This window comes from Maritalea sp. YIW29 (assembly GCF_057219265.1).
Genome location: NZ_JBXVVF010000001.1, coordinates 1,816,116 through 1,838,015, shown reverse-complemented (window position 1 = coordinate 1,838,015; position 21,900 = coordinate 1,816,116). Strand labels below are relative to the sequence as shown.

Here is a 21,900-nt window from a genome sequence, read left to right as displayed (position 1 = left end):
TGATAAAATTTTTGACTTCCATTATGTTGCACATCGTCGCAAAGGCAAATAGGCATCTATTGTGCCTTGCGGTTAAGGGGCGAATTGTGAGACAACGACCCAACTTTTGACGCCACAATCAAATTAGGTGAGCCATGAAATTTTTCGTCGACACTGCAGAAGTTGCAGACATTAAAGAACTCAACGAGACCGGTCTTTTGGACGGTGTTACAACCAACCCAAGTTTGATCGCCAAATCAGGTCGCGATTTCCTCGAAGTTGTTAAAGAAATTTGCGACATTGTAGACGGACCAGTTTCTGCTGAGGTTGCCTCAACTGAATATGCAGGCATGATTGCTGAAGGCGAGCATTTGGCAAAAATCGCCAAGAACGTCGTCATCAAATTGCCATTGACCATGGACGGCTTGAAAGCTTGCAAGTACTTCACTTCCAAGGGCATCAAAACCAATGTCACATTGTGCTTTTCCGCAAATCAAGCATTGCTCGCTGCAAAAGCTGGCGCGACTTACGTGTCACCATTCATTGGCCGTTTGGACGATATCAACTTGGACGGCATGCAGCTGATCGAAGATATCCGCACCATCTATGACAATTACGGATATGAAACTGAAATTCTTGCGGCGTCTATTCGCTCTGCGAACCATGTTTCAGATAGTGCGATGGCAGGTGCTGACGTGGCCACCATCCCACCAAGCGTTATCCGCAAATTGGCTGAACACCCATTGACCGCAAAAGGCCTAGAAGCCTTTGTGAAAGACTGGGCATCAACCGGCCAAAAAATCCTTTAGTTGAATAACTACTTTAGTTGAACAACGACCAAGCGAATGGAATAGCGATGAGCGATAAAGCTTTAGAAGCACAGGTGCGTGATGCGTTGCAGAACGTGCAATTGCCCGGCGGTGCGCCACTTGCCACCTATGGTGGTCTAAGCGACATCATCATCACAAAAGGCGCCGTAGCGTTCGCCATCACCATTGCCCCGGGGTTAGAGGCATCTTTTACCCCGGTGCAAGAACAGGCTAAAAAAGCCGTGGCCGAAATTGCAGGTGATCGCAAGGTCATGATTTCGGTGACGTCGGACCGCGCCGCTGCGCAAAAAGCACAAGCCACCGCTGCGCCGCGCCAACCCGGCCCGCCACCAAAAGAGCCGGTAAAAGGCATCAAATCCATCATCGCCATCGCGTCGGGTAAAGGCGGGGTGGGCAAATCCACAACTGCTGTAAACTTTGCGTTAGCATTGCAAGCCAAAGGGCAAAAAGTTGGTATTTTGGATGCGGATATTTACGGCCCATCCATGCCTAAACTGCTGGGTCTAGAAGGCAAGCCCGCCATGCGGGACGATGGCATTTTCGCCCCCCACGAAGCCTATGGCCTAAAAGTCATGTCTATTGGCTCCATGCTTGAAGGCGACCAAGCGGTCGTTTGGCGTGGCCCTATGGCTACCTCTGCCCTTCGTCAATTGCTGCGCGAAACCGACTGGGGCGATCTTGATACGCTCGTGGTTGATCTGCCCCCCGGCACCGGCGACGTGCATATCTCCATTGTCCAACAAGTGCCCCTAACCGGCGCAATTGTGGTGTCTACCCCGCAAGACTTGGCACTCATCGACGCGAAAAAAGCCATCGACATGTTCGCCCGCACCAAAGTGACCATTTTGGGCATTGTCGAAAATATGAGCTATTTTCTCTGCCCATCCTGCGGCACACGGTCAGACATTTTCGGCTCCGGCGGCGCTCAAGAAACCGCGAAAAAACTCGGCGTACCTTTCCTTGGCGGCATTCCACTGCACATGGATATCCGCGAGCGCTCAGACGCCGGCACGCCAATTGTTGCCACCGCACCAGACAGCGCTGAAGCAAAGGCGTTTTTGGACATTGCTGAGGTGGTTGGCTGATCCCGCATCAAGTGCGGGAATGCCTCTTGGCGACAGCACGCATTTCCTTTTGGCCACCCCGGACTTGATCCGGGGTTGACTATTAGTTCGCCACTCCTTGAAGTATTAAATTGCACACGGATATCCGATTGGCAGCTTAGAGCCCAACTAGGAGCTTTGAAATTGTTCAAAATCAAGAAATTCTGTGTCCGAGCCGCCCATATACGGGCGTATCACTGCATAAGTTGAGTATAATGCAAGCGTTCGCTAGAACTGGTCGGTATTTTTGCCGAATGTTCGTGCAAACATGTGACACTGATGGGCTTCTCTGTTCTTAGAGTAGGTGACGTTAGCACCGGAACAGTTCAATGTTGCTAAGAACTAATGGTCACGGCACTATTAACATACAACAGTGTGGCTAAAATTAGCGCAGCGCTTCACTTTGCACTTAAATGCGAAGCAAGAGAGGAACCAAATTTGGATCAGAATACAGCGGCAATCGGTACTCTTCAAGAGTATGTAGATATCAGCGAGCCTGGGTACGCAATTATGATTGAAGCTCCCTGGGGTGCGGGTAAGACCCATTTGGTGAAAAATGAGTTCAAAGATCTCCTTTCCAACGAAAAGGCGCGCTATGTCACACTAAATGGGGTATCCGATCGAAGTTCGTTTCGACGAGCGCTACTCGCCACGACTTCTGAATCTAAGCTCACTGAGGCTGCAGGAGCGTTGGGCGATGCCATTGGAAAAGTCGCGAAGATAGGTAATATCGGCAGTCTCCTCAAGGACGCTATTGAAGACCGAATGATTAGCAGTTTGCCCGATCTCTTGATCTTTGATGATGTTGAACGATGCGAAATGTCCTCCGGCGAACTCTTGGGATTGATCAACGAGTTTGTAGAACACCAGTCAAAGAATGTTGTTCTTTGCGCATTCATCGAACGAGATGATAATGGAGAGAAACGTGATGGTTTTCTATCACGAAAAGAAAAGGTCGTTGGTCGAACCGTCCGAATCGTGGCCGATGCGCGCAACGCAATTCCGAAGTTTATCTCTGCAATGCCCGACGGCAATGGGAAAAAGTGGCTCAAGTCCAACAAAGCACTGGTGTCCGAAGTGTTCTCCGCGGAGATTCACTGCAACCTAAGGGTTCTGCGACAGTGCTTGCATGATTGTGGGCGGGTGATTGATATACTGGATGAAGACATAATCGCATCTGCGGATGCTATGAGCCGGTTCGTCCGCACCTATTTGGTTCTCGCGATGTCAATTGCAACAAACGAAATCAAGCCTGAGCAGTTACCCGACCGCGCCAACTATAAATGCCTTATCAAGCCTGATGAGGGAGAAAAGTCTAACCCATTCTTCGAGTGTCACCAGCGGCACCCACACGCTGAAATATATGCAGGAAATGCCGCCACCATCATGCCAGTTGACTTAGGGATTTCGCTGATCGGAATCGGTTTTGAGGAACCTAACAAGATAAACGAAAAACTCCGCGCGACTGGGCAGTTCGCTGGTAAGCAAGAAATCCCGTTGTGGCGTCGTTTTGTAAAGTGGCGGAAAATGTCCCATGCCGAACTCATTGCATCCCATAAGAAAGCGCTGCAATACGTCTTCGAGACAGAGAAGATTGAACCCGGACCATATCTGTATTTGGCGCATGACGTTGTCTCGTTAGCCAAATATGAGTCTCAAGCTTCTGATATAATAGCAAAAAGAATCAGAGATCGAATTAATGCTCTGGCTGAAAGTGACAATATCCCTGAAGCTGCATACGGGAACGACTTTGGCTGGAACGTTGAAAATGGATCGTTTTCCTTTGGGGGGTACTCGTTCAAACTTGATGATCTGACGCGACCGCTTCTTGATGCGATGAGAAATGCTCAACTTGAGGCCTTCAACAATTCTCGTCCAAATGAGGCTAGGCGACTGTTGAATCTTCTACGCGATGACTTGGATGCGTTTAGAAGTGAATTCTCTTGGCAAAACCGCTCTAGTTACCATGATACAGCTATCCTCCAAGTCCTCGATGCCAACGAATTTGCCAAAACCGTCTTCGACTACGTTAAGTCTGGGAAATCAGAGGCAATTGGCGCCCAATTGGAAGAGCTGGCGCAACGAAACCGCCCAGAAACTGATTCAGAGGAACTAAATTGGGCGAAAAAGGTAAAGTCGAACCTTATCGACCTGGCCGAAAAAGCGGGGCCGCTCGAAAAGGTTCAGATGGAATGGTTTTTTGGTTTTCATTGGAGATTTAATACGGACGATGGTGTATAGGACTGAGCCGGATGATAGAACTAAAAGCAAGCTTATTAAACCGAGTTTGCCTAGACTTCGTTCGCGCCAGACGTAAAGTCGCTTTGTCCGCCAAGCGGCCGTTGAACCAAAGGTTTCCTGATTAGCGCACCACAAAAACTTATCCTCGGTCGGCTGAACTTGTGGCACATTGTGGGTGCTTTCATTTGAAACCGCTGCAGGGTGCTGACGAGCAAGAGGTGGTGAAGTTTTTGCGTCATAAATAGTGAGCATAGGACTATAAAGTGAAAGTGGTGGCCGGGTCAGAAGACGGTTCTGGCTCGCGCTATTTATCATCTTCCAGTCTGACACCGAAGGCAGTTGTAAGTCGTCAATGGTTGGTTGCCATTCTTAAATGTTGAACCGAAACGCAAATGCGGATCTCAATCACGGTTTCAAGACGCGGATTAAGGGGATAGAAGGGTTTAGCTCCCCGGGGTGATGATGAATGTGTGCAGCCGCCATCAGTGCGAGGCGCTTAACGTCTCAAATTTTTATACAAAACACCAAGACGAGATCTTAAACGCCTCGCACAACTGCATTTATTTGTTCACCCTGCACGATAATCCCCGGGCGGGGATAGGTCCGTTCTCCGCATCAAATTTATCTGCTCCGCCGAACCAATGTCAGGTTCGAACGCGTTCAACATGCACGATGAATTCCTTAGCAACGTTGCACTGAACGGGTTGTCGATAGGGTCGGATCAGACCTCGCGGGTCGTGTTGGTTTTCATGGCGTCAGCAAAATCTGCCCAGGGGCGGGGCGTAAAGGACAGGTCTGTTACGTTGAGGCGTTCCATGCGGTCACAACGGAAATTGCGGAAATCATTGCGGGTTTGGTCCCAAGTGATCGCGTACCAAATTGGCGGGCTCAAAATAAGAAAGTGAATTTCGACGGCGCGTTCGCTTTTGCGACCCTGCCCATCCCGATAAGTCATTTCTAAGACACGGTTCAAAGCAAAGGCACTTTTGACCCTGTCTCCGATTTGCTCATCGGGTTTGACAAAGCTCTCAACGGTTGCTTTGGAAACCAACTGCCCCAAGCGCACTCGGCGACGCATCTCTGCAATTTTTCGCTGATCGGCGTGGGAAAATGTCCCCATCAGCTTGCGCCTTATCGCGCCAGAATGTCCCATTTGAAATGCGCTCTGAAACACGTCACCAATAGCTAGCCCAACAAGCAGATCGAGCGCCTCCATCCTTGTCAGTGCTACACGCCCGATCCCCCAACCGGTTGACACACGGACGCCGCCACCACGACCACGCTCGGCTTCAATTGGCACCCCGCGATCTCGCAACAGGTCAAGATCCCTGTGAATGGTTCGCAACGAGACACCTAGTTCCGCCGCGGCATCACGAAGGATCAATACATCATCGGATTTCAGCCAGCTTTCCAGCCGATCTAATCGTTCCAAGCGAGATAAAATCTTCATTTGCATACTTTCGCATGAAATATGTCACAATATGTCATATTATTGATTTAAACGATGGTCATCGCAACGATCAACCCCAAACGATCAACCTCAAGAGGACAACATGACCAATCAAATCTTAGAACTCGCAACCATCTACGTGGCTCCAACCTCAACCGAAGCCGACTTCCTTGCAGCTTCAGAAGCCTTTCAGAATGAATTTCTTGAACAGCAGCCCGGCTTCATTCGCCGTGACGTGGTCCGCAAGGGCGAAGGCTGTTTCTTTAACGTCGTCTTGTGGCGCAGCCAGGAAGATATCGGCGCAGTGCTAGCAGCCGCGCAAACTTCCCAAGCTGCCGGTCAGTATTTTTCGCATATGAAAATTGATCCAGAAGCACCTATGGCCGGTATTGAACACCACCCAATCGTGCAGAGCTCTGCAAAAGGCTAGGCTCGTCCTAATACATCCCGGCGGGCGCAGATGCGCCCGCCGGGCTGTTGGCTCGGAAAGTGCTACCGCACCACCGTAATCTGCTCCGCCGCCCGTGTAACCGCCGTATATAAATGCCGCGCGCGGTCTTCGCGGAAGGCCCAACTTTCGTCAAACAGGTAAACATTGTCCCATTGGCTGCCTTGGGCTTTATGTACGGTGAGGGCATAGCCGAAATAGAACTCGTCATATTTGCGCCGCTCACCCCAGCCCAGCTCTTCTTCTTTGCCGTGGAAGAATTTCTCGTGGGTCTCAATGTTCGCGCGGTTGGTGCGGTCACCGGCATCGTCCGGGTTCAGTACCATTTCCAACACACCCAAGCCTTTGTAAATGACGTCTTCCGCAATCCAAAGCTGGCCATTGAGCAGCTGTTTCTTGTGGTTGTTGCGCAGGCAAATTAGCCGGTCGCCGACGACCGGTTCCTGCGGCGGTAGGTTCTTCAGCGCACGTACCCGGTCATTGTAAGAAATGCGAGTGGCGTTGGTCCCGCATAGAATTTGATCGGTGCCCAGCACCTCCTCACGGTTGACTTCGCTCTTGCGCACCACCTTAGATTGTCCGTAAGTCCCGTAATCAAGCCGGCCATTTTCCCGAATTTCCAGCGACAATCGAACAATTGGATTGTCTGCCGCCTGCCGATGAATTTCGGTGAGCATGAAGTCTGGTTCCGCCTGGGTGAAATAGCCGGTGTCATTGATTGGCGGCAATTGAAATGGATCGCCCAATACCAAGATTTTAACGCCGAATGACAATAAATCTTCTGCCAGTTGCTGGCCAACCATGGATACTTCGTCGATCACGATCAAGTCTGCGTCATTTATGTCGCTATCATTATTGAGCTTGAACTGCGGGTTACCCTGTTTGTCATCAACAAACTTATAGATGAGGCTGTGGATGGTTGAAGCGCCTTCACACCCGCGACGCCGCATTACCAAAGCAGCTTTGCCGGTAAAGGCGGCGAACACAACGCTGCCCACATTCTTTGCCAAATGAACGGCAAGTGTTGATTTTCCGGTTCCGGCCCAGCCAAACAGGCGAAAAATTTGAGCGCCATTTTTATCGTTCAGCCATGCATCGACGGCCTTTAGCGCTTCATCTTGTTGAGGGGACCATTGCATGAAGGAATTTCTCAGGTTGGAACTTACCATTGCGAGCATAGTGCTCACAAAAGATTCGATCCAATGCAAATTGTCTTCAATAGTTAGATCCGGCGATTTCTCGCCGGATCAGTTGTTATTTGACTATACCGGGCAGGCTTAAGTCGCCCGATGCCACATCAAAAACGTCCGTTACGCACAATAGCGGTGCATGAAGATTAGCATTCACTCTTAGAGCCGAGGTCACGCCATCATATTGGGCACCTGAGATGATCTCAGCATTTGCAAATGGAACATTTACGACAACTTCAGCGTCGGTAAATTGCGGGGTGTATCCTGGACTATCAATGAATAGCGGCAGCCCTGGCCAGGTGAGGGGCAGCCGAGGTGTTGCTCCCTCAGGAATATCGCGAACGCTTAAAGCGTCTTCGCCACAGGCATCAGATGGCGTAAGAACGACCCAATGGGAGTGCCATTCGTTCCCATCATTGGCCAAGTCGCCGTCGTTGTTCTCGTCATAAAGCGGTGTGTCGCCAAAATCCGGGTGACTGGTTGCAGCGAGGGCCAGAATGCCAGTGCCACTTTCAAACCCAACGACTGATGGGTCCAGCGAAGTTGGCCACACATAGGCATGGACTGGTGCGTCGGCTAAGTCTCCAACTGGCACAGGTTTGTCGGCGCCTGCAATTCCGTTTGTCGTCATGTGAAATGTGGCTGTTCGTCCCTCCAAATGTACATGAGCGGCTAAAATATCAAACGACGCTAACGTGCTTTCAGATACTCCCGACTTAATCGCATCGTCCATTTTATGCGCATGAACGCCATCCGCTGTTGCTGGCGCAGTAAACCCTGCCAACAAGACCAATGAGGCAAATTTGATTTTCATAACATTCTCCTTTGGTTGATGGAATGCTTATAGTAGCGAGTCGAAACTATTGCAATATTAATTTCGATTCGCTATTGAATTGATATGCAAAAAGACGACAAAAACCGAATCGGTGATTTGTTGGAACGCTTGGCGCGCCTTCAACAATCAGAATTGTGGATAAATGACCTCAATCCGGCGCAGCTTGCCGCGCTGAAATATTTGGGGCGCGCGAACCAATATTCGCGGGCACCATCGCAGGTCGCACAGTTTTTGGGTGCCACACGTGGCACCACGTCCCAATCTCTTAAGGCGTTGGCAAAAAAGGGATTTATCTCAGAAGTGCGCTCGTTAAATGACAAGCGATCGATACGTTATGACGTGAATGATACCGCTGAACAGTACCTGCAAATTGAGACCCAAATAGATCAATCAATTGAGCAATTGAGCAAAAAAGATGCTGCTTATATTGCAGAGCTGTTAAGTAATGTGTTGCATAAAACATTGAGCGCAAAAGGCGCGAAGAGTTTTGGGGTTTGTAAAAGCTGTAAGCATCACAACCGGCAAGATGGTCGACCATACTGTCGATTGCTCAAGGTTGAATTGGCACAAGATGAAATTGATGAAATCTGCCATGAACATGCTGCTGCAGCTTGAATATTGAAAGTGATTTTATGACTGTAAATACGCAAGTTTTGGGGCTCTTTGTGGGGAAAGCAAAAGAGCGTTGGCCCGGTAAACCACCGAGTGCCATAGCAAAGTTTGCTGCCAACAGAACTGAGCAGCTCATTGAAACTGGGTTTGTAATTGATGAGCAGGCAGACGCACGTGTTCACGGTGGTCCAGAAAAAGCGGTTCATCACTACCCGTCAGACCATTATTCGACATGGCTAGCACAAAAGTTCGACACGTCATTTGCTTTTAAAGCCGGTGGGTTTGGCGAAAATATTTCCACAGAAGGCATTACGGAAAAAGATGTCTGTTTGGGCGACATATTCTCCCTTGGCACTGCACGCGTACAAATTTCGCAAGGTCGGCAACCGTGCTGGAAACTCAATATGCATACGCGTTTACCTGACATGGCAATTCATCTGCAAAATTCGGGCCGTACCGGTTGGTATTATCGGGTTCTGCAGCAGGGAGAAGTGAAGGTCGGCGACCAACTTGAACTGATCGAGCGGCTTCACGAAAACTGGCCAATGGATCGGCTTATTTCTGCGCGCTTCAACAAGAAATTGGACCCGCTGATCGCTAAAGACCTGTCGCAAATTGTAGAGTTGGCCAGCAATTGGCGCCAATCCTTTTTCAAGCGTGCAAATCGCGAACCGTTTGAAGATCAAACGCCACGTTTGGCCGGCGTATCTTGAAAATCGACTTGAATAATTTTGCCATCTGTTGAGCCAAGAACTGGACAAATAGCTGAAATAGTTGATCTATTCGCTCATTTCGAGTTTGCGCAATTTTTTGTTGGCAAGTCGCAAAAGATATGTCAGCCTAAAGGGGAACCATCAATCGCGTGGAAATGGGCCGAGTTTCCAAAACGTTTTGGAAAAGATGCAAATCGAACCAAAATCGTTAGAAACGAGATCGGCAACCAAGACGTAAATTGATTGGGTGAGACAAAATATGAAGAGCAATGCTCGACATGCGACGGGAGGAATGCATGAATAAAAATCTTATTTCTGGAGTTTCAGCTGCAGTGCTTTTGCTGGCATCTGGTGCGGTAGCATTGGGTGATAGCCATGTGATGGACCTTAAGGGTGAAACCATCAAAGTGTTTGGCCCGTGGCTAGGTGCCGATAAGGACCATATCGAAGCCGTGTTGGCGCCGTTTGAAGAAGCAACAGGTGCCAATGTAGAATATGCTGGTTCGGATAGTTTCGAACAGCAAATCGTTATCGACAGTCAGGCAGGTTCTGCGCCGAACGTTGCGATTTTCCCGCAACCCGGCTTAGCATCCGATTTGGCGTCAAAAGGCTTGCTCACTCCACTCGCTAGTGAAACAGCGGCTTGGGTAAAAGACAATTACGCGGCCGGGCAGTCTTGGGTAGATCTTGGCACATACGCTGACGCGGATGGCAATCCACAACATTATGGCTTCTTCTACAAAGTCGATGTGAAAAGCCTTGTTTGGTATTCGCCAGAAAACTTTGAGGACGCCGGATATTCTGTTCCAGAATCAATGGAAGATCTTCATGCGCTAAGCGATCAAATCGTTGCCGATGGCGGCACACCTTGGTGTATTGGCCTAGGTTCAGGCGGTGCGACCGGTTGGCCTGCGACCGACTGGGTTGAAGACATGATGCTTCGCACACAATCTCCTGATGTTTATGACCAGTGGGTGAAAAACGAGATCCCGTTTAACGATCCGAGCGTTGTTGCTGCGATTGACGAGTTTGGTAAGTTTGCCCGCAATGATGATTGGGTAGATGGCGGCGCTGCAGCTGTTTCAGCGACAGACTTCCGTGATAGCCCTAAAGGCCTATTTTCGGTGCCACCAAAATGCTACATGCACCGTCAAGCCTCGTTCATCCCATCCTTCTTCCCAGAAGGCACAGAACTGGGCACGGACGCAGACTTCTTCTACTTCCCAGCCTATGCGGGCAAGGATCTTGGAAAACCTGTTTTGGGTGCAGGTACATTGTTTGCCATCACCAACGAGTCAAAAGGTGCGCACGCGCTGATTGAATATCTACAGTCTGTTGAAGCGCATGAAATTTGGATGGCACGCGCCGGGTTTTTGACCCCACACAAAGGTGTCGATCTTGCTAAATATGCAAATGACAGCTTGCGTGGCCAAGGTCGTATCTTGCTCAACGCAACAACATTCCGTTTTGACGGATCAGACTTAATGCCAGGTGCTGTTGGCGCGGGTTCATTCTGGACAGGCATGGTTGATTATGCTGGCGGCAAACCTGCTGCTGACGTGGCCAAAGAAATTCAGGATAGCTGGGACGCGATCAAATAAATCGATCAAACAAACTCGCGGATGGGTGCTAACGTGCCCATTCGCTGTTCGTGCTCACAATGTGCACGAAACAGATTAATCTATGTCGGAATCTTTGGGAGGGGGACCACATGTTAGATCAAGTGCTAAGCGCGCTCTTTACTGTTGTTATTGGCGTTGGCGTTTGTGTCTTGTACTTTTGGGGCAGCAATTGGGTTTTAGACCGGCTATTGGGTGGCGAAAACAACTCCTCAAAACATGATGGTTTGCGCACATCCATTCGCCCTTGGATATTCCTCTTTCCTGCGCTGTTCTTCCTCTCGCTTTATCTCATTTATCCCGTTTTCGCGACGGTTTGGCTTAGCCTCAATGACTCAAGCGGACAAAGTTTCATCGGTCTCGCCAATTTCATCTGGGCTTTCCAAGACCCTAACTTTTTGCAGTCCGTGTTCAACAATCTCTTGTGGCTAATTATCGTGCCAATTGGCGCAACGGTGTTCGGTCTAATAGTTGCTGTGATGGCCGATAAATTATGGTGGGGCAATATCGCGAAGTCCCTCATTTTCATGCCCATGGCGATTTCGTTCGTGGGCGCATCGGTCATCTGGAAATTCGTTTATGATTATCGAAGCGGTGGCTCAGAGCAGATTGGTATATTGAATGCCATCGTTCAAGGCCTGGGGTTTGAGCCCCAAGTATGGTTGCAAATTCCATTGTGGAACAGCTTCTTTTTGATGTTGATCCTGATCTGGATTCAAACCGGGTTTGCCATGGTCATCCTGTCTGCTGCTTTGCGCGGCATCCCCGAAGAAACGCTAGAAGCCGCCCGCATCGACGGCGCGAACGATCTGCAAATATTCTTCACCATCATGATCCCGCAAATATTTGGCACCATCATTGTGGTGTGGACCACGATCACCATTGTGGTGCTCAAAGTGTTCGACATCGTGTTGGCCATGACCAATGGCCAATGGGACACACAGGTCTTAGCAAACTTGATGTTCGACTGGTTGACGCGCGGCGTCGACTTCGGACGTTCGTCGACCATAGCTTTGGTGATTATGATCGCGGTGCTGCCGATTATGATTTGGAATATTCGTGAAGCCAACAAAGAAGAGGGGACACGATAATGGCCGATGTTGCAGTTGCTGATATGCAAGCAAAACCTTCTTTCTCACTTGCTAAAGTGGATTGGTCAAAAATGATCACCCACATAGTGTTGGCCGCGCTGGTGATCCTATGGACGCTGCCGACCGCTGGGCTGTTGGTGTCCTCCGTGCGGGATAAAGACCAACTAACGGTGTCCGGTTGGTGGTCAGCGCTTACGACGACTGAGCGAACGGATGGCGGCCGAACCGCTGCCGCCGACGCGCAGGTTTTAGAGAACGGCCAATATGTGATTTCTGGTAACTTGCTCGACGAAGATCAAGTTGGCCGCACTATTTCCGCCTTCGGTTTGACCAATAAAACCTTTCGCGACAACCCCGTGGGCACCGCGATTGTGCCCAAAGCCGGTGGCGAGCTGACCGTTAACGCGGATGGGTCATATCGTTGGGTGTCAACAACGGAGTTTGACCTGAAGCGGGGTCAACGTGTGCTATATGTCGCGCAAATTCCACCGCGTTTCACGTTGGAAAACTACAAAGAAGTGCTTACGTCAGAAGGCATTGATAAGTCATTCGTCAATTCCTTCACCGTCACTATTCCTGCAACCATCATCCCGATTCTAATCGCGGCTTTTGCAGCCTACGCCTTGGCCTGGATGCAGTTCCCAGGCCGAGGGTGGCTCGTGGCACTCGTGGTCGGCCTTTTGGTTGTGCCGCTGCAAATGTCTCTTATCCCAATTCTCCAACTCTACAATGGCGTTGCGCCACTGTTTGGCGTTGAGGCGAAATCTTATCTCGGCATTTGGCTCGCCCATACTGGGTTTGGCCTGCCGCTAGCGATCTATTTGCTCCGCAACTATATGGCGAGTTTGCCCAAGGAAATTATGGAAAGCGCCCGCATGGATGGTGCATCCCACTTCAAGATTTTTACCACCATGGTCTTGCCGCTTTCCTTTCCCGCATTGGCCAGCTTTGCGATTTTCCAGTTCCTTTGGGTTTGGAACGATTTGCTGGTGGCAACGGTATTCTTGGGTGCTGGGGACAATGAATTGGTGCTGACCGGACGCTTGCGCGAATTGATTGGCTCACGCGGCGACAACTGGGAAATCCTCACCTCCGGCGCGTTCATTTCCATTCTAGTGCCGCTGATTGTGTTCTTCTCACTTCAACGTTACTTCGTGCGCGGCTTGTTGGCTGGGTCTGTGAAGTAAGGGACTGGCAAACCCTATCTGAAACATCCCACTTTCGTCACCCTCGGGCTTGACCCGAGGGTCCATGGTGCGACGGCGATTTAGTCGACTAGGGCGTTTCGTGGTCCATGCATTCACAATTCCGTTCATTATCTAAATTAGCACGACCAAATCTCCTGGCTTCGCGAAGCAACGTCAATGATTTAGTTGTGCCTGCTTTGCGGACAAAACTGCTGGAGAAAAAAACGAGGTACCGAATGTCCGCTTTGGGCCGTGACGCCGCACTGCACGGATTCTGTACAATCAAATATGCGCATAACTGTTGACCATGCGATCTGCTATCTGTTTCACTGTTCAAGTAATACTTTAGGGTTTTGAGGAGGCGATCATGGGCGCTGAACAGCTGCCAGAATATTTGAAACAAGGCGAATCTGCGCGATTGTTTCCCGTTCTTTCAACTACTTCAAAAGAGGGTCGGACGACATCAATCGTGTTGGCATGCCTCGGCAAGATAGATGAGTTTGGTTCGCGACTATTAGCATCTGTAGGTCAAAGGGTTGGCAAACGCGCGGTTGTAGAAACTTACACAGAAGTCGTTTTACACAGGCAACCAGCTTCCATCAAAGAACGTCCGGATGGTTTGATTTCTATAAAAGTTGGAGGGCGATACTGGCGCGCACTCGTCGAGGCTAAAGTTGGTACCAATGAATTGGACCCCGATCAAATCGAACGATACCGAGCGCTTGCGAAAGAAAACGATATAGACTGTGTCATCTCGATATCCAACCAGTTTGCAACGTCGCCAGAAAGCCATCCTCTTGACGTCGTTCGCAGGAGCCGTTCAAAGATACCCGTGTTTCACTGGTCGTGGATGCATATTCTCACGACCGCCGACCTACTGATATCTGGAGAAAATGTCGCAGATGTCGACCAATTGTTGCTTCTCAACGAACTACGCCGGTTTCTGACCCATGAAAGCGCCGGAGTTAAGGGGTTCAACCGGATGCCAAAAGAATGGTCCGAATTGAACAAGCTTGTCTCAAGTGGTGGCGCAGTACCAACAAAATCTACGATGGCACAGACGGTATTAGAGGCTTGGCATCAAGAGACGCGCGATCTATCAATGATCTTGAGCAGAATGACTGGTATGACTGTTACAGAAAAACTACCAAGAAAGCACATTGGAAAGCCCGTACAAAGACAAAAAGACGAGCTGAATGAATTGCGTGAAGCGCACTGCCTAAAGTGCAGTCTTGTAGTGCCCAATGCCGCCGCTACACTCGATGTAACGGCTGATATCATGCGACGTACACTTGCGGTTGGTATGACATTACGAGCTCCTGATGACAAGAAGACGACAAAAGCGCGCCTGAATTGGCTTTTGCGACAAATAAAAACTGATCGAACAGATGAACTTTTTATTCGATTACTCTGGCCCGGCGGAAGCGAAGCAACCCAACACTCGGTCACAGACTTGCGCGCAGACCCCGAACTGGCGGCCAAAGGCAAGGAACATCTTGCTCCCCATGGATTTCATGTTTTTCTTTCCGAACGACTGGGAGCAAAGTTCACTCAACAAGTGAACTTCATTTCAGAATTGGAGCAGGTAGTTCCATATTTCTATGGCGAAACAGGCGCCAACCTTTCCACCTGGGTGCGTAAACCCCCACAGATCAGGGCGGAGCGCAAAAGCGGTCAGGATGTTTCACCTAGTGGTCTTGCAGAGGACGCCGAAGACTTTGAAGTTTAATGCGCATTTGCCTCTTCGCGAACGGCAGCTTTGGGCCGGAAACGACAACACTCAGTTAGTACTCGAACAACCAACTTTGGGCTCTAAGTAGAAGTCGGCACAAAGATCGGCTCAAACCAAAAGGCCCGGCAATTTGCCGGGCCTCTCCCACTTGGAACGCTCACAGTTGGGTTTAAAACCCTAGTTCTTCCAAGTCGTGTAGCCAATTTTCATTGTAGTGCCCGCATAGCCGTTTACGCGGAACTGGGAAATACGGCCCTTATTGGTTTTCACGCAGATGTAGGAACCAACAGGGATGCTCCAGATGGAAACTTGGTTGGCAGAGAAGGTTTCTGCTTTACAACCCGCATAGCCCCGGTTTGATTTGTCGCCCACGGCGATTTTCGCGCCATTGATTGGCTTGATATATTTTTGCGCTGGGTTCACTGCACGGTACCAAATGTCTCTTCCTGCACCGGCAGTTGCACCATTGTCCAAGTTAGCTGAAAATGTCTGTTTCAGATTAATAGGACCAGTTGAATGGGTCACTGGCACTACGGGCACTGGCACAATATTTGTGAACACCCGAACTGAAGACGCTTTGTTGCGAATTGTGTTTGGCAAGCTAGATTTTGAATTCACATAGGTTTTGCATATGCCGCTCATGTTGGCATTGCGGCAAAGTTTCGCTTTGGCTGTGCCGTGCAGTTTAACTGATGCGATATTGTCGTTAAACGTTGCATCAAGCGTGTTAAGTGTTGCCGGTCCATGGCAGAACTCTGAGCCGGTGAAATTTGCGCCGGTATAAAAGCAGGCCACGTTACCCAATGGCGGAGGCGTTGGTGTGGGTGTTAGTGGTGGTGTTGCAACTTCTGTGTCACCGCACTTGATCGAGAGGCTTGGACCGCTCGGTGTCATGGTGAACGAGAACCCACAATCTGGGTCAGATGATGATCCACCGCCGCTGGCGACAGGCTGCAAATAGTTTGAGCTGACCCAACCGTCTGGGCCCTCATGTTCGACATAACACCAGCCATTTTCCGCACATTCGTTGACGTCAACGACTTCGCCTGGTGTTAGCGTGTCCAACACGCCGAACGATGCGCCCGGACCAGAGCGTACATTTAATGCTGTGGTCGATTGTGCTTGTGTTGCCCAAGCTGCGCCTGCTGATGCAGCCAATGCTGTGGCGGCGATAACGATGCTTAATGTTGCTTGTAAATTTTTCATGTTCCTCAATCCCAATCTTTGTTTGATGCCCTAAAATCGAGCCCCCTCGATGTCATTAGGTAATCAAATTCGGACTGAACCGTTCCTGAACATCTACGTTCACAATCGGTTCAGTTTTGGGATTTGAAGGTGAATTTGTCGATTATCTATTTATAATCATTGGGATAATTTTCCCGCCAAACAGCGTCTAGACGACCCATTTTCTGTACTTTTTCGCCAATTTCTACCATTTTGGGCGCGTTCGCTTCATACCAATTTCGCCCTGGGCTCCAATGGATCATGCCGCAAATGTAAATGTCTAATGCGCTAAACCGATCCCCCAACATATAGGGGGCAGCAATATGTTCCTCCAAAATGCCATAGAGCTTTTTGGCAAAGTCATTGACCGTGTTCTCATATTGCGCGCGCGCTTTTTCGTCATCAACGAACCGCGCCGGATCATCAACATAATTGTAAGTTGGGTGAATGCTGGACGCCATATAGAACAACCACCGCAAAAATTCGCGCCGTTCAGCACAACGTGGGGCAGGCACCAATTCGTCGCTTGTCTGTTGTTCTGCTAGCCAAAGCGTGATCGCGCCAATTTCAGTCATCACCTGGCCATCAGCCAATTGAAGGGTGGGGATCTGACATCTGGGGTTAATCTTCACCAGCCGCGCTCGTGCCGCCTCATCTTCAAACAAATGCCCAACTTGAATGAATTCATATTCGATGCCGTACCACGCCAACTGCGCTTCCACCACAACCGAACCCCATCCACGCTGACCATAAAGCGTCAATTTTTCCATACGCACCTCCTGCTTAATTGGAACTTATGCGGCTCTTCGTGCCTGCACAAGGAATTGGATTGAGCTGGAGAGCTAACAGAGCGGCAGGCTTGCGAAGGCTGAATTGCTCCAGCCCAAGCACAGTGTTCTCATTACCGAAAATCATATAACTAAACGGCGTCTGCCCCTTTTTGTCACTGACTGGAATCGTAAGTTACGTTGCCAGCGCGGTCCCAGTTAATTTCTCTGGTTGCAGTCACAACCGACTTCCTGCCACCGTTGGAATAGTATTTATATTCGTGTCTGGTTGTGTCTGACTGCGGGATAGTTTCTGAACTAAGGACACAGTCCTCCGCGAAAAACTGCATTTCGTTCCACTGCTCGTACGTCTCCCCACCCGAAAAGCCCGGGGTGCCAACCTGCAGAAGTGTGATCCACCCTCCATAATCGCCATAGTCGCCTCTTCCCCAATTTTGATCGTAGCTTGTTAGCCACCACCCAGAAGTCGAAATTTTGTCGGAGTACTGGAAGGCCGTTCCGTCGATGGCGACGCCACATATGCTTTCCATGTCTGTGTCTGTACGACCATTCAAGGCGGGGCCATCTCTGCCTACATAATGTAGGCCACCTGAAGATGTGCTGCTGAACGAGGTGTCACTACTATTGGTTTCATCATCAAATGTCTCTGTACTGATGATCTCGAATACGTCAGATGACAATCCTTCATTTTCGTCCTCAGCGTCGCCTTCAAAAGTCTCAGTACTAATTATTTCAAACATCCCAGAAGATATCTCATCACTCTGCGTTTCCGTGTCCTCATGTGATGAACCGTCGCCAATCATTAGTTCGGAAAATGCGCTTCGGATATTTTCAGCGTTTGCTCTTCGTTCCTCTGCCGCGCGCTCAAGTGCCTCTGGGTCGAAGATAAGATCGTTGCTAGTCACCTCAAATTCGCGTTTCCACGTTAGGACGGGCTCATAATCGAGCCCCGCCATTTGACCGCGCGCCACTATTGCGAAAAGGCGGCGATGGTGCACGCCTTCTTCTTTTATTGAAATTCTGAAATCGGTGTAATCTGACGATGTCCATTCAAACCCGTTGGGGTCTCCAATTCGAGGAGGTTTTACAAGCACAAAACCATCAGGATAAGTAACTGTGCCGTAGATGACATCGCCAGCTTCGACCATTGAAGGCATATCAACTTGGATTTGCCCACTTGTTCCATCAATTACGGTCAAATGGTGAGACAGATTAACACTGCGGCCCAAGCCATCTTGCACGCGTATGGTCAATCCAGCGTTGTCGCCTACATATGTTTGGCGCGGCATAAGCAATACATCGAACATATTGCCATCTAATTCGGCGGAAACCTCACCATAATCCAGCGTAATGCCAGGGATTTCTGCTTCCATCACCGCTTTTAGTGGCGGAACGGCCCAGTCTGACAGCATCACCGGGTATCGAACATTTTGAGCCGATTTGCTCTCGTCAAAACTTGCAACAGATGATGGAAGGTCCGCGACCAAGGATAGCGGGGCATCAACAACAACGAAATTGAATGTTTGAACATCATTTTCGACGGTTTCATCCCCAACGGATCTGTAGATACTCACATACATTTGATATGTGCCAGGCTGCAAATGAGCGGTGTGAAGCCGCAAGTCGCCACGAAAATCACTATAACCATCGACAGCGGCTGACCGGTTAAATGGTACTGGAGCAGGAAGCTGAGCATAAGAAATCAAGTTTTCCAGCGTCGTGCGCTTCCAATTTAGACTCAAATTTTCACTTTCCCCAAGTTCGTAAAGCACGTCGTCGGAGAGTTTGTTCTCAGGGTTGGAAACTGAACTGAATAGTAGCGCATGTCGTAGCCAGTTCTTCTCGTATGGCCCGTTGATCCGCAAAGAGAAGTTTAACACCGACCCCTGCATGATCCGGTCATTGGTTCGAACTTCGCGCGACTGTACTAAATCAGGATTTCTTAGATCGGGTAGGTTTTCTGCGATCTGTGCGCCGATTGTGGTAACTTTCAGCGCATCAAATGTGATTAAGTCATCCGGCTCAACGACCTCTTCAGAACCTTCGATTTCCAAAGTGAATTCATTGGAATCGTCATCATTTATGCCACCAAAAAAATCTGTGCTTTCGGCATACGCCGCGCTGAACGCCGCGACGACAAAAAGTGTGGCAAAAACTGATCCTAGGCGTCTCCCAACGAAAGTCTTCATGCTCAGCCCTTCTGTGTGCCAAATATTCGTTAATCAGCAGGAAATCAGCAGTTAATCACACATGCAACTGAAAATTTCGTAAGCCCGAGAACGACCAATAATATGTCCACGCGCCTCGAACAATATGGAAGAACAGAAACGTCCAACACGCCCCACACGGTGAGCTAAGAAGCCTGCTAAATCGGCGTGACGCAGGGGCGGTTGATGCGCGGTGACCATAAACCGTCAATTAGACGGCTTCATGCCATTCATAACCCGCCATCTGGTGATAAAAACCGTTGGAAAATGGCACCGCAATACCGTCGTCACGCATTGCTTGAAGCGCTTCGGATGCGTGCATCTTGCCGTCCAGCACATCCCGAAAGGCATTTATGGCTGTAAATGTGCCCTTGGATTGGGGTGATATTCGAAATCGATTGATGCCGATTTTTTGCAGTTCGTGCACATGTTCAACCAAATTCAATATTGAATAGGACTGCGTTTGGATCCCGTTGACCGTTAAAAACTTGTCTCCTTCGAGTGTATCCAGCCGCATGCCATCTGGGTCTTCATCGCAAACAAATAGACAGGAATCTTTCGTCCGGTTGTGGGCCCGGGCGTGATAACAACGCGCAGAAAGCGCCAGCGACATGCGGCCAAAAACCTGCACCTCCAACGCCACGCCGTAGCTTGCCGCCGACTTGGCTAATGCTTCAATGCCCGATTTTGGAATTTCGGGATTTAGGCAAATCGACGTCGCCCCACCTTTTGCATAAACGGCAATTGCTTCTTCATTGTAGCAATTCATTAGCGGCCCAATGCAGTGGGCACCTTCTGACATTTGATAAAGTGCGGAAGCATCGTTGGCTTCAATCATAAACTCATTTGAAGTTGCCACCTTTTTGACTTGGCGGCGATCTACGTCTGATGTGACTTCGGATAGGGTGCAAAACACCACATCTTTGTCTGCATTTGTCAGCCGTTCATAAATGTCAGGCAGATATTTGTCGTAAAGCGGCGCTCGTTTTGAGCAAATGACTTCACCAACAAATACGGTTTCAACCGGAGCTTCTGCGGCAATCTGATAGTAGAAATCGCGCCATTCGTCCGCCGCCCAATTATATTGCACGGGACCAAGAGTAAGTTGTGCAGCCATTTCTATCTCCACGTCTTTGATTTGAACGCGCCTTCGGTTTCTTTCCCGCCCTCGGTCAATGCAATTAGTTCTGAAATGTCAGGTTCTTCGCCAATTGCATACGCATCAATCGCCGCGCGAAACGAAGAAACGACTGAACGGATATAGGCCCGCGAACGTTGCCGCCCCTCGATTTTGAGTGCCGTTACCCCAGCCTTGATCAAGTCTGGCAATAACCGCGTGAGGTTTAAGCTGACCGGTTCTTCAAAGGCATAATAGTTCTTCTTGATCGCCGTATCATATCGCCCTTTGCAAATTGTCGGGTAACCTGCCGTCTCACCGCAGGAGATACAATCAATGGCAAACTCACCCAAACGGGTAGTGAGGTTTTCATCCTCGTCGGGCTCGTATTCCACATGGCTTGCAGGCGAGCACACCCCATCCATGTTGGTGGAAATGCCAGTGACGTAATTGGTAAGGGAACAGCGCCCCTCTGCCATCATGCCAATATTGCCAAACACGAACGCCTCGATCTCACAATTTATGGCATCATGGACGCGTTTGATTTCCGACACCGTTAATATGCGCGGTAGGACGACACGTTTGGCGCCGAAATGCTCAACGTAATAATTAATTGCTTCGGGCGAGGACGCCCCCGCCTGCACTGAAAGGTGAAGCCGCTGATTTGGATGTTCACTGGCAACATATTGGGCCATGCCGATATCTGCGATAATGACCGCATCTAATCCAAGTTCCACCGCATCATCTATAGAGGTTTTCCAAAGGTCGGTGCGCCCGGCGGTGGGAAAAGAATTGATGGCGGCGAGCACCATGGCCCCACGGTCGTGAGCATACTCCACGCTTTTCGAAAGCTCGGCTTTAGTGAAATTCAGACCAGCGAAATTGCGTGCATTTGTCGGGCCTTTAAAGCCGCAATATACGGCGTCCGCACCTGCATCCACGGCGGTGCGTAAACTGGCTGGAGTGCCGGCAGGGCACACCAATTCGGGTTTTTTAAATTGTGTCATGTTTTTGCGCCTGCCACTTTGCTGGCCAAGTTGATGCTTGCCCGAATGGGTTTGGCCAAGGGGCCGAATGCTGTGGCCACATCTTGGGCAAGCGTTGTGTCTAAATCATCAAGCGCGTTGCGCAACAACAGGATCGCCTCCGTATCGCCCGTGATGAGAATGTCGCGATTAAAGAACAATGCATCGCTATCTGTTTTGCTGTCGATTAGACGCAGAAGGGTTCGCAATTTCCCACTGACCAACACGTCATACTCGATGTGGTCATGTCGAGATCTGGCGACCAAACTCAAATTGTCCGGGTCAGGTTTTAGAACCAGCAAAAAGGGAACGCCCTTGGCATCAATCAGATAGGTTTTAAAACAACCCGTATCCAAACGCTCAAAAAGCTCCGGATGTAGATTTGCCACATGGCGTACGATGCGGTTGAGCAAAGGCTGCATTGGAAATAAGGGCAGAACCTTTGATATTGGTCCTGCCTTTTGGTCGCGAAAAATGCGCACCTGCCCACGATGAGTTCTCTTTTTCAT

General features: G+C 49.6%; 19 protein-coding genes. 10 read left to right on the top strand and 9 right to left on the bottom strand.

Annotated features, from left to right (window positions below; genetic code table 11):
- Window positions 1-134: 134 nt before the first annotated feature.
- The 3 genes from fsa (at window position 135) to AC2D8L_RS08870 (ending at window position 4,153) form a co-directional block, all read left to right on the top strand.
- Window positions 135-788, top strand: coding sequence for a fructose-6-phosphate aldolase (gene fsa / locus AC2D8L_RS08880; RefSeq protein ID WP_484685084.1), 654 nt, complete (start codon window positions 135-137; stop codon window positions 786-788).
- Window positions 789-835: 47 nt separating this feature from the next.
- Window positions 836-1,894: an Mrp/NBP35 family ATP-binding protein gene (locus AC2D8L_RS08875; RefSeq protein WP_484685083.1), complete on the top strand. Its 1,059-nt coding sequence runs from the start codon at window positions 836-838 to the stop codon at window positions 1,892-1,894.
- A 456-nt stretch (window positions 1,895-2,350) separates the two neighbouring features.
- Window positions 2,351-4,153: a P-loop NTPase fold protein gene (locus AC2D8L_RS08870; protein WP_484685082.1), complete on the top strand. Its 1,803-nt coding sequence runs from the start codon at window positions 2,351-2,353 to the stop codon at window positions 4,151-4,153.
- Window positions 4,154-4,874: 721 nt separating this feature from the next.
- Here AC2D8L_RS08870 and AC2D8L_RS08865 read toward each other — a convergent pair.
- On the bottom strand, window positions 4,875-5,603 hold the full coding sequence (locus AC2D8L_RS08865; protein WP_484685081.1) for a helix-turn-helix transcriptional regulator: 729 nt from the start codon (window positions 5,601-5,603) through the stop codon (window positions 4,875-4,877).
- Window positions 5,604-5,706: 103 nt separating this feature from the next.
- Here AC2D8L_RS08865 and AC2D8L_RS08860 point away from each other — a divergent pair, with 103 nt between their 5' ends.
- On the top strand, window positions 5,707-6,033 hold the full coding sequence (locus tag AC2D8L_RS08860) for an antibiotic biosynthesis monooxygenase family protein (RefSeq protein ID WP_484685080.1): 327 nt from the start codon (window positions 5,707-5,709) through the stop codon (window positions 6,031-6,033).
- Between the two features lie 62 nt (window positions 6,034-6,095).
- Here AC2D8L_RS08860 and AC2D8L_RS08855 read toward each other — a convergent pair whose 3' ends face one another.
- Together AC2D8L_RS08855 and AC2D8L_RS08850 are read right to left on the bottom strand one after the other, a co-directional pair.
- Complete coding sequence (locus AC2D8L_RS08855; protein WP_484685079.1) at window positions 6,096-7,190, bottom strand: ATP-dependent DNA helicase; 1,095 nt, start codon at window positions 7,188-7,190, stop codon at window positions 6,096-6,098.
- A 115-nt stretch (window positions 7,191-7,305) separates the two neighbouring features.
- Entirely contained in the window at window positions 7,306-8,055 is a 750-nt protein-coding gene (locus tag AC2D8L_RS08850) for a hypothetical protein (protein WP_484685078.1), read from the bottom strand.
- An 84-nt stretch (window positions 8,056-8,139) separates the two neighbouring features.
- Between AC2D8L_RS08850 and AC2D8L_RS08845 the strand changes: the two genes are divergently transcribed.
- From AC2D8L_RS08845 to AC2D8L_RS08820, 6 genes are all read left to right on the top strand, one after another.
- Window positions 8,140-8,691, top strand: a complete 552-nt coding sequence (locus tag AC2D8L_RS08845) for a MarR family winged helix-turn-helix transcriptional regulator (protein ID WP_484685077.1) — start codon at window positions 8,140-8,142, stop codon at window positions 8,689-8,691.
- A 17-nt stretch (window positions 8,692-8,708) separates the two neighbouring features.
- Entirely contained in the window at window positions 8,709-9,401 is a 693-nt protein-coding gene (locus tag AC2D8L_RS08840) for an MOSC domain-containing protein (RefSeq protein WP_484685076.1), read from the top strand.
- A 296-nt stretch (window positions 9,402-9,697) separates the two neighbouring features.
- Window positions 9,698-11,002 carry an ABC transporter substrate-binding protein gene (locus tag AC2D8L_RS08835; RefSeq protein WP_484685075.1) on the top strand — a complete coding sequence of 435 codons (1,305 nt, stop codon included), beginning with the start codon at window positions 9,698-9,700 and terminating at the stop codon, window positions 11,000-11,002.
- A 110-nt stretch (window positions 11,003-11,112) separates the two neighbouring features.
- Window positions 11,113-12,111: a carbohydrate ABC transporter permease gene (locus tag AC2D8L_RS08830; protein WP_484685074.1), complete on the top strand. Its 999-nt coding sequence runs from the start codon at window positions 11,113-11,115 to the stop codon at window positions 12,109-12,111.
- A gap of 71 nt (window positions 12,112-12,182) precedes the next feature.
- Window positions 12,183-13,298 (top strand): carbohydrate ABC transporter permease, encoded by a 1,116-nt coding sequence (locus AC2D8L_RS08825; RefSeq protein WP_484685167.1) that lies wholly within the window; start codon window positions 12,183-12,185, stop codon window positions 13,296-13,298.
- A gap of 394 nt (window positions 13,299-13,692) precedes the next feature.
- Window positions 13,693-15,027 (top strand): hypothetical protein, encoded by a 1,335-nt coding sequence (locus AC2D8L_RS08820; protein WP_484685073.1) that lies wholly within the window; start codon window positions 13,693-13,695, stop codon window positions 15,025-15,027.
- A gap of 180 nt (window positions 15,028-15,207) precedes the next feature.
- On the opposite strand, the gene AC2D8L_RS08815 is transcribed toward AC2D8L_RS08820, so the two are convergent.
- The 6 genes from AC2D8L_RS08815 to ubiT form a co-directional block, all read right to left on the bottom strand.
- Window positions 15,208-16,236: an SH3 domain-containing protein gene (locus AC2D8L_RS08815; RefSeq protein WP_484685072.1), complete on the bottom strand. Its 1,029-nt coding sequence runs from the start codon at window positions 16,234-16,236 to the stop codon at window positions 15,208-15,210.
- Between the two features lie 146 nt (window positions 16,237-16,382).
- Window positions 16,383-17,024, bottom strand: coding sequence for a glutathione S-transferase family protein (locus AC2D8L_RS08810; protein WP_484685071.1), 642 nt, complete (start codon window positions 17,022-17,024; stop codon window positions 16,383-16,385).
- Between the two features lie 173 nt (window positions 17,025-17,197).
- Window positions 17,198-19,231 carry a hypothetical protein gene (locus tag AC2D8L_RS08805; protein WP_484685070.1) on the bottom strand — a complete coding sequence of 678 codons (2,034 nt, stop codon included), beginning with the start codon at window positions 19,229-19,231 and terminating at the stop codon, window positions 17,198-17,200.
- Window positions 19,232-19,460: 229 nt separating this feature from the next.
- Complete coding sequence (ubiV, locus tag AC2D8L_RS08800) at window positions 19,461-20,366, bottom strand: ubiquinone anaerobic biosynthesis protein UbiV (RefSeq protein ID WP_484685069.1); 906 nt, start codon at window positions 20,364-20,366, stop codon at window positions 19,461-19,463.
- 2 nt (window positions 20,367-20,368) lie between these two features.
- A complete protein-coding gene (gene ubiU / locus AC2D8L_RS08795) occupies window positions 20,369-21,373 on the bottom strand; it encodes a ubiquinone anaerobic biosynthesis protein UbiU (protein WP_484685068.1) in 1,005 nt (334 codons plus the stop codon).
- Window positions 21,370-21,900, bottom strand: a complete 531-nt coding sequence (gene ubiT, locus AC2D8L_RS08790) for a ubiquinone anaerobic biosynthesis accessory factor UbiT (protein ID WP_484685067.1) — start codon at window positions 21,898-21,900, stop codon at window positions 21,370-21,372. The genes ubiU and ubiT overlap by 4 nt, the downstream gene beginning before the upstream one ends.

Coding starts and splice junctions, on each gene's coding strand:
- ubiV (WP_484685069.1), bottom strand. CDS start 20,366: ATGGCTGCACAACTTACTCTTGGTCCCGTGCAATATAATTGGGCGGCG.
- AC2D8L_RS08805 (WP_484685070.1), bottom strand. CDS start 19,231: ATGAAGACTTTCGTTGGGAGACGCCTAGGATCAGTTTTTGCCACACTT.
- AC2D8L_RS08875 (WP_484685083.1), top strand. CDS start 836: ATGAGCGATAAAGCTTTAGAAGCACAGGTGCGTGATGCGTTGCAGAAC.
- AC2D8L_RS08825 (WP_484685167.1), top strand. CDS start 12,183: ATGATCACCCACATAGTGTTGGCCGCGCTGGTGATCCTATGGACGCTG.
- AC2D8L_RS08845 (WP_484685077.1), top strand. CDS start 8,140: ATGCAAAAAGACGACAAAAACCGAATCGGTGATTTGTTGGAACGCTTG.
- AC2D8L_RS08815 (WP_484685072.1), bottom strand. CDS start 16,236: ATGAAAAATTTACAAGCAACATTAAGCATCGTTATCGCCGCCACAGCA.
- AC2D8L_RS08855 (WP_484685079.1), bottom strand. CDS start 7,190: ATGCAATGGTCCCCTCAACAAGATGAAGCGCTAAAGGCCGTCGATGCA.
- AC2D8L_RS08830 (WP_484685074.1), top strand. CDS start 11,113: ATGTTAGATCAAGTGCTAAGCGCGCTCTTTACTGTTGTTATTGGCGTT.
- AC2D8L_RS08835 (WP_484685075.1), top strand. CDS start 9,698: ATGAATAAAAATCTTATTTCTGGAGTTTCAGCTGCAGTGCTTTTGCTG.
- AC2D8L_RS08810 (WP_484685071.1), bottom strand. CDS start 17,024: ATGGAAAAATTGACGCTTTATGGTCAGCGTGGATGGGGTTCGGTTGTG.
- ubiU (WP_484685068.1), bottom strand. CDS start 21,373: ATGACACAATTTAAAAAACCCGAATTGGTGTGCCCTGCCGGCACTCCA.
- AC2D8L_RS08865 (WP_484685081.1), bottom strand. CDS start 5,603: ATGAAGATTTTATCTCGCTTGGAACGATTAGATCGGCTGGAAAGCTGG.
- fsa (WP_484685084.1), top strand. CDS start 135: ATGAAATTTTTCGTCGACACTGCAGAAGTTGCAGACATTAAAGAACTC.
- ubiT (WP_484685067.1), bottom strand. CDS start 21,900: ATGAAAAAGAGAACTCATCGTGGGCAGGTGCGCATTTTTCGCGACCAA.
- AC2D8L_RS08840 (WP_484685076.1), top strand. CDS start 8,709: ATGACTGTAAATACGCAAGTTTTGGGGCTCTTTGTGGGGAAAGCAAAA.
- AC2D8L_RS08850 (WP_484685078.1), bottom strand. CDS start 8,055: ATGAAAATCAAATTTGCCTCATTGGTCTTGTTGGCAGGGTTTACTGCG.
- AC2D8L_RS08860 (WP_484685080.1), top strand. CDS start 5,707: ATGACCAATCAAATCTTAGAACTCGCAACCATCTACGTGGCTCCAACC.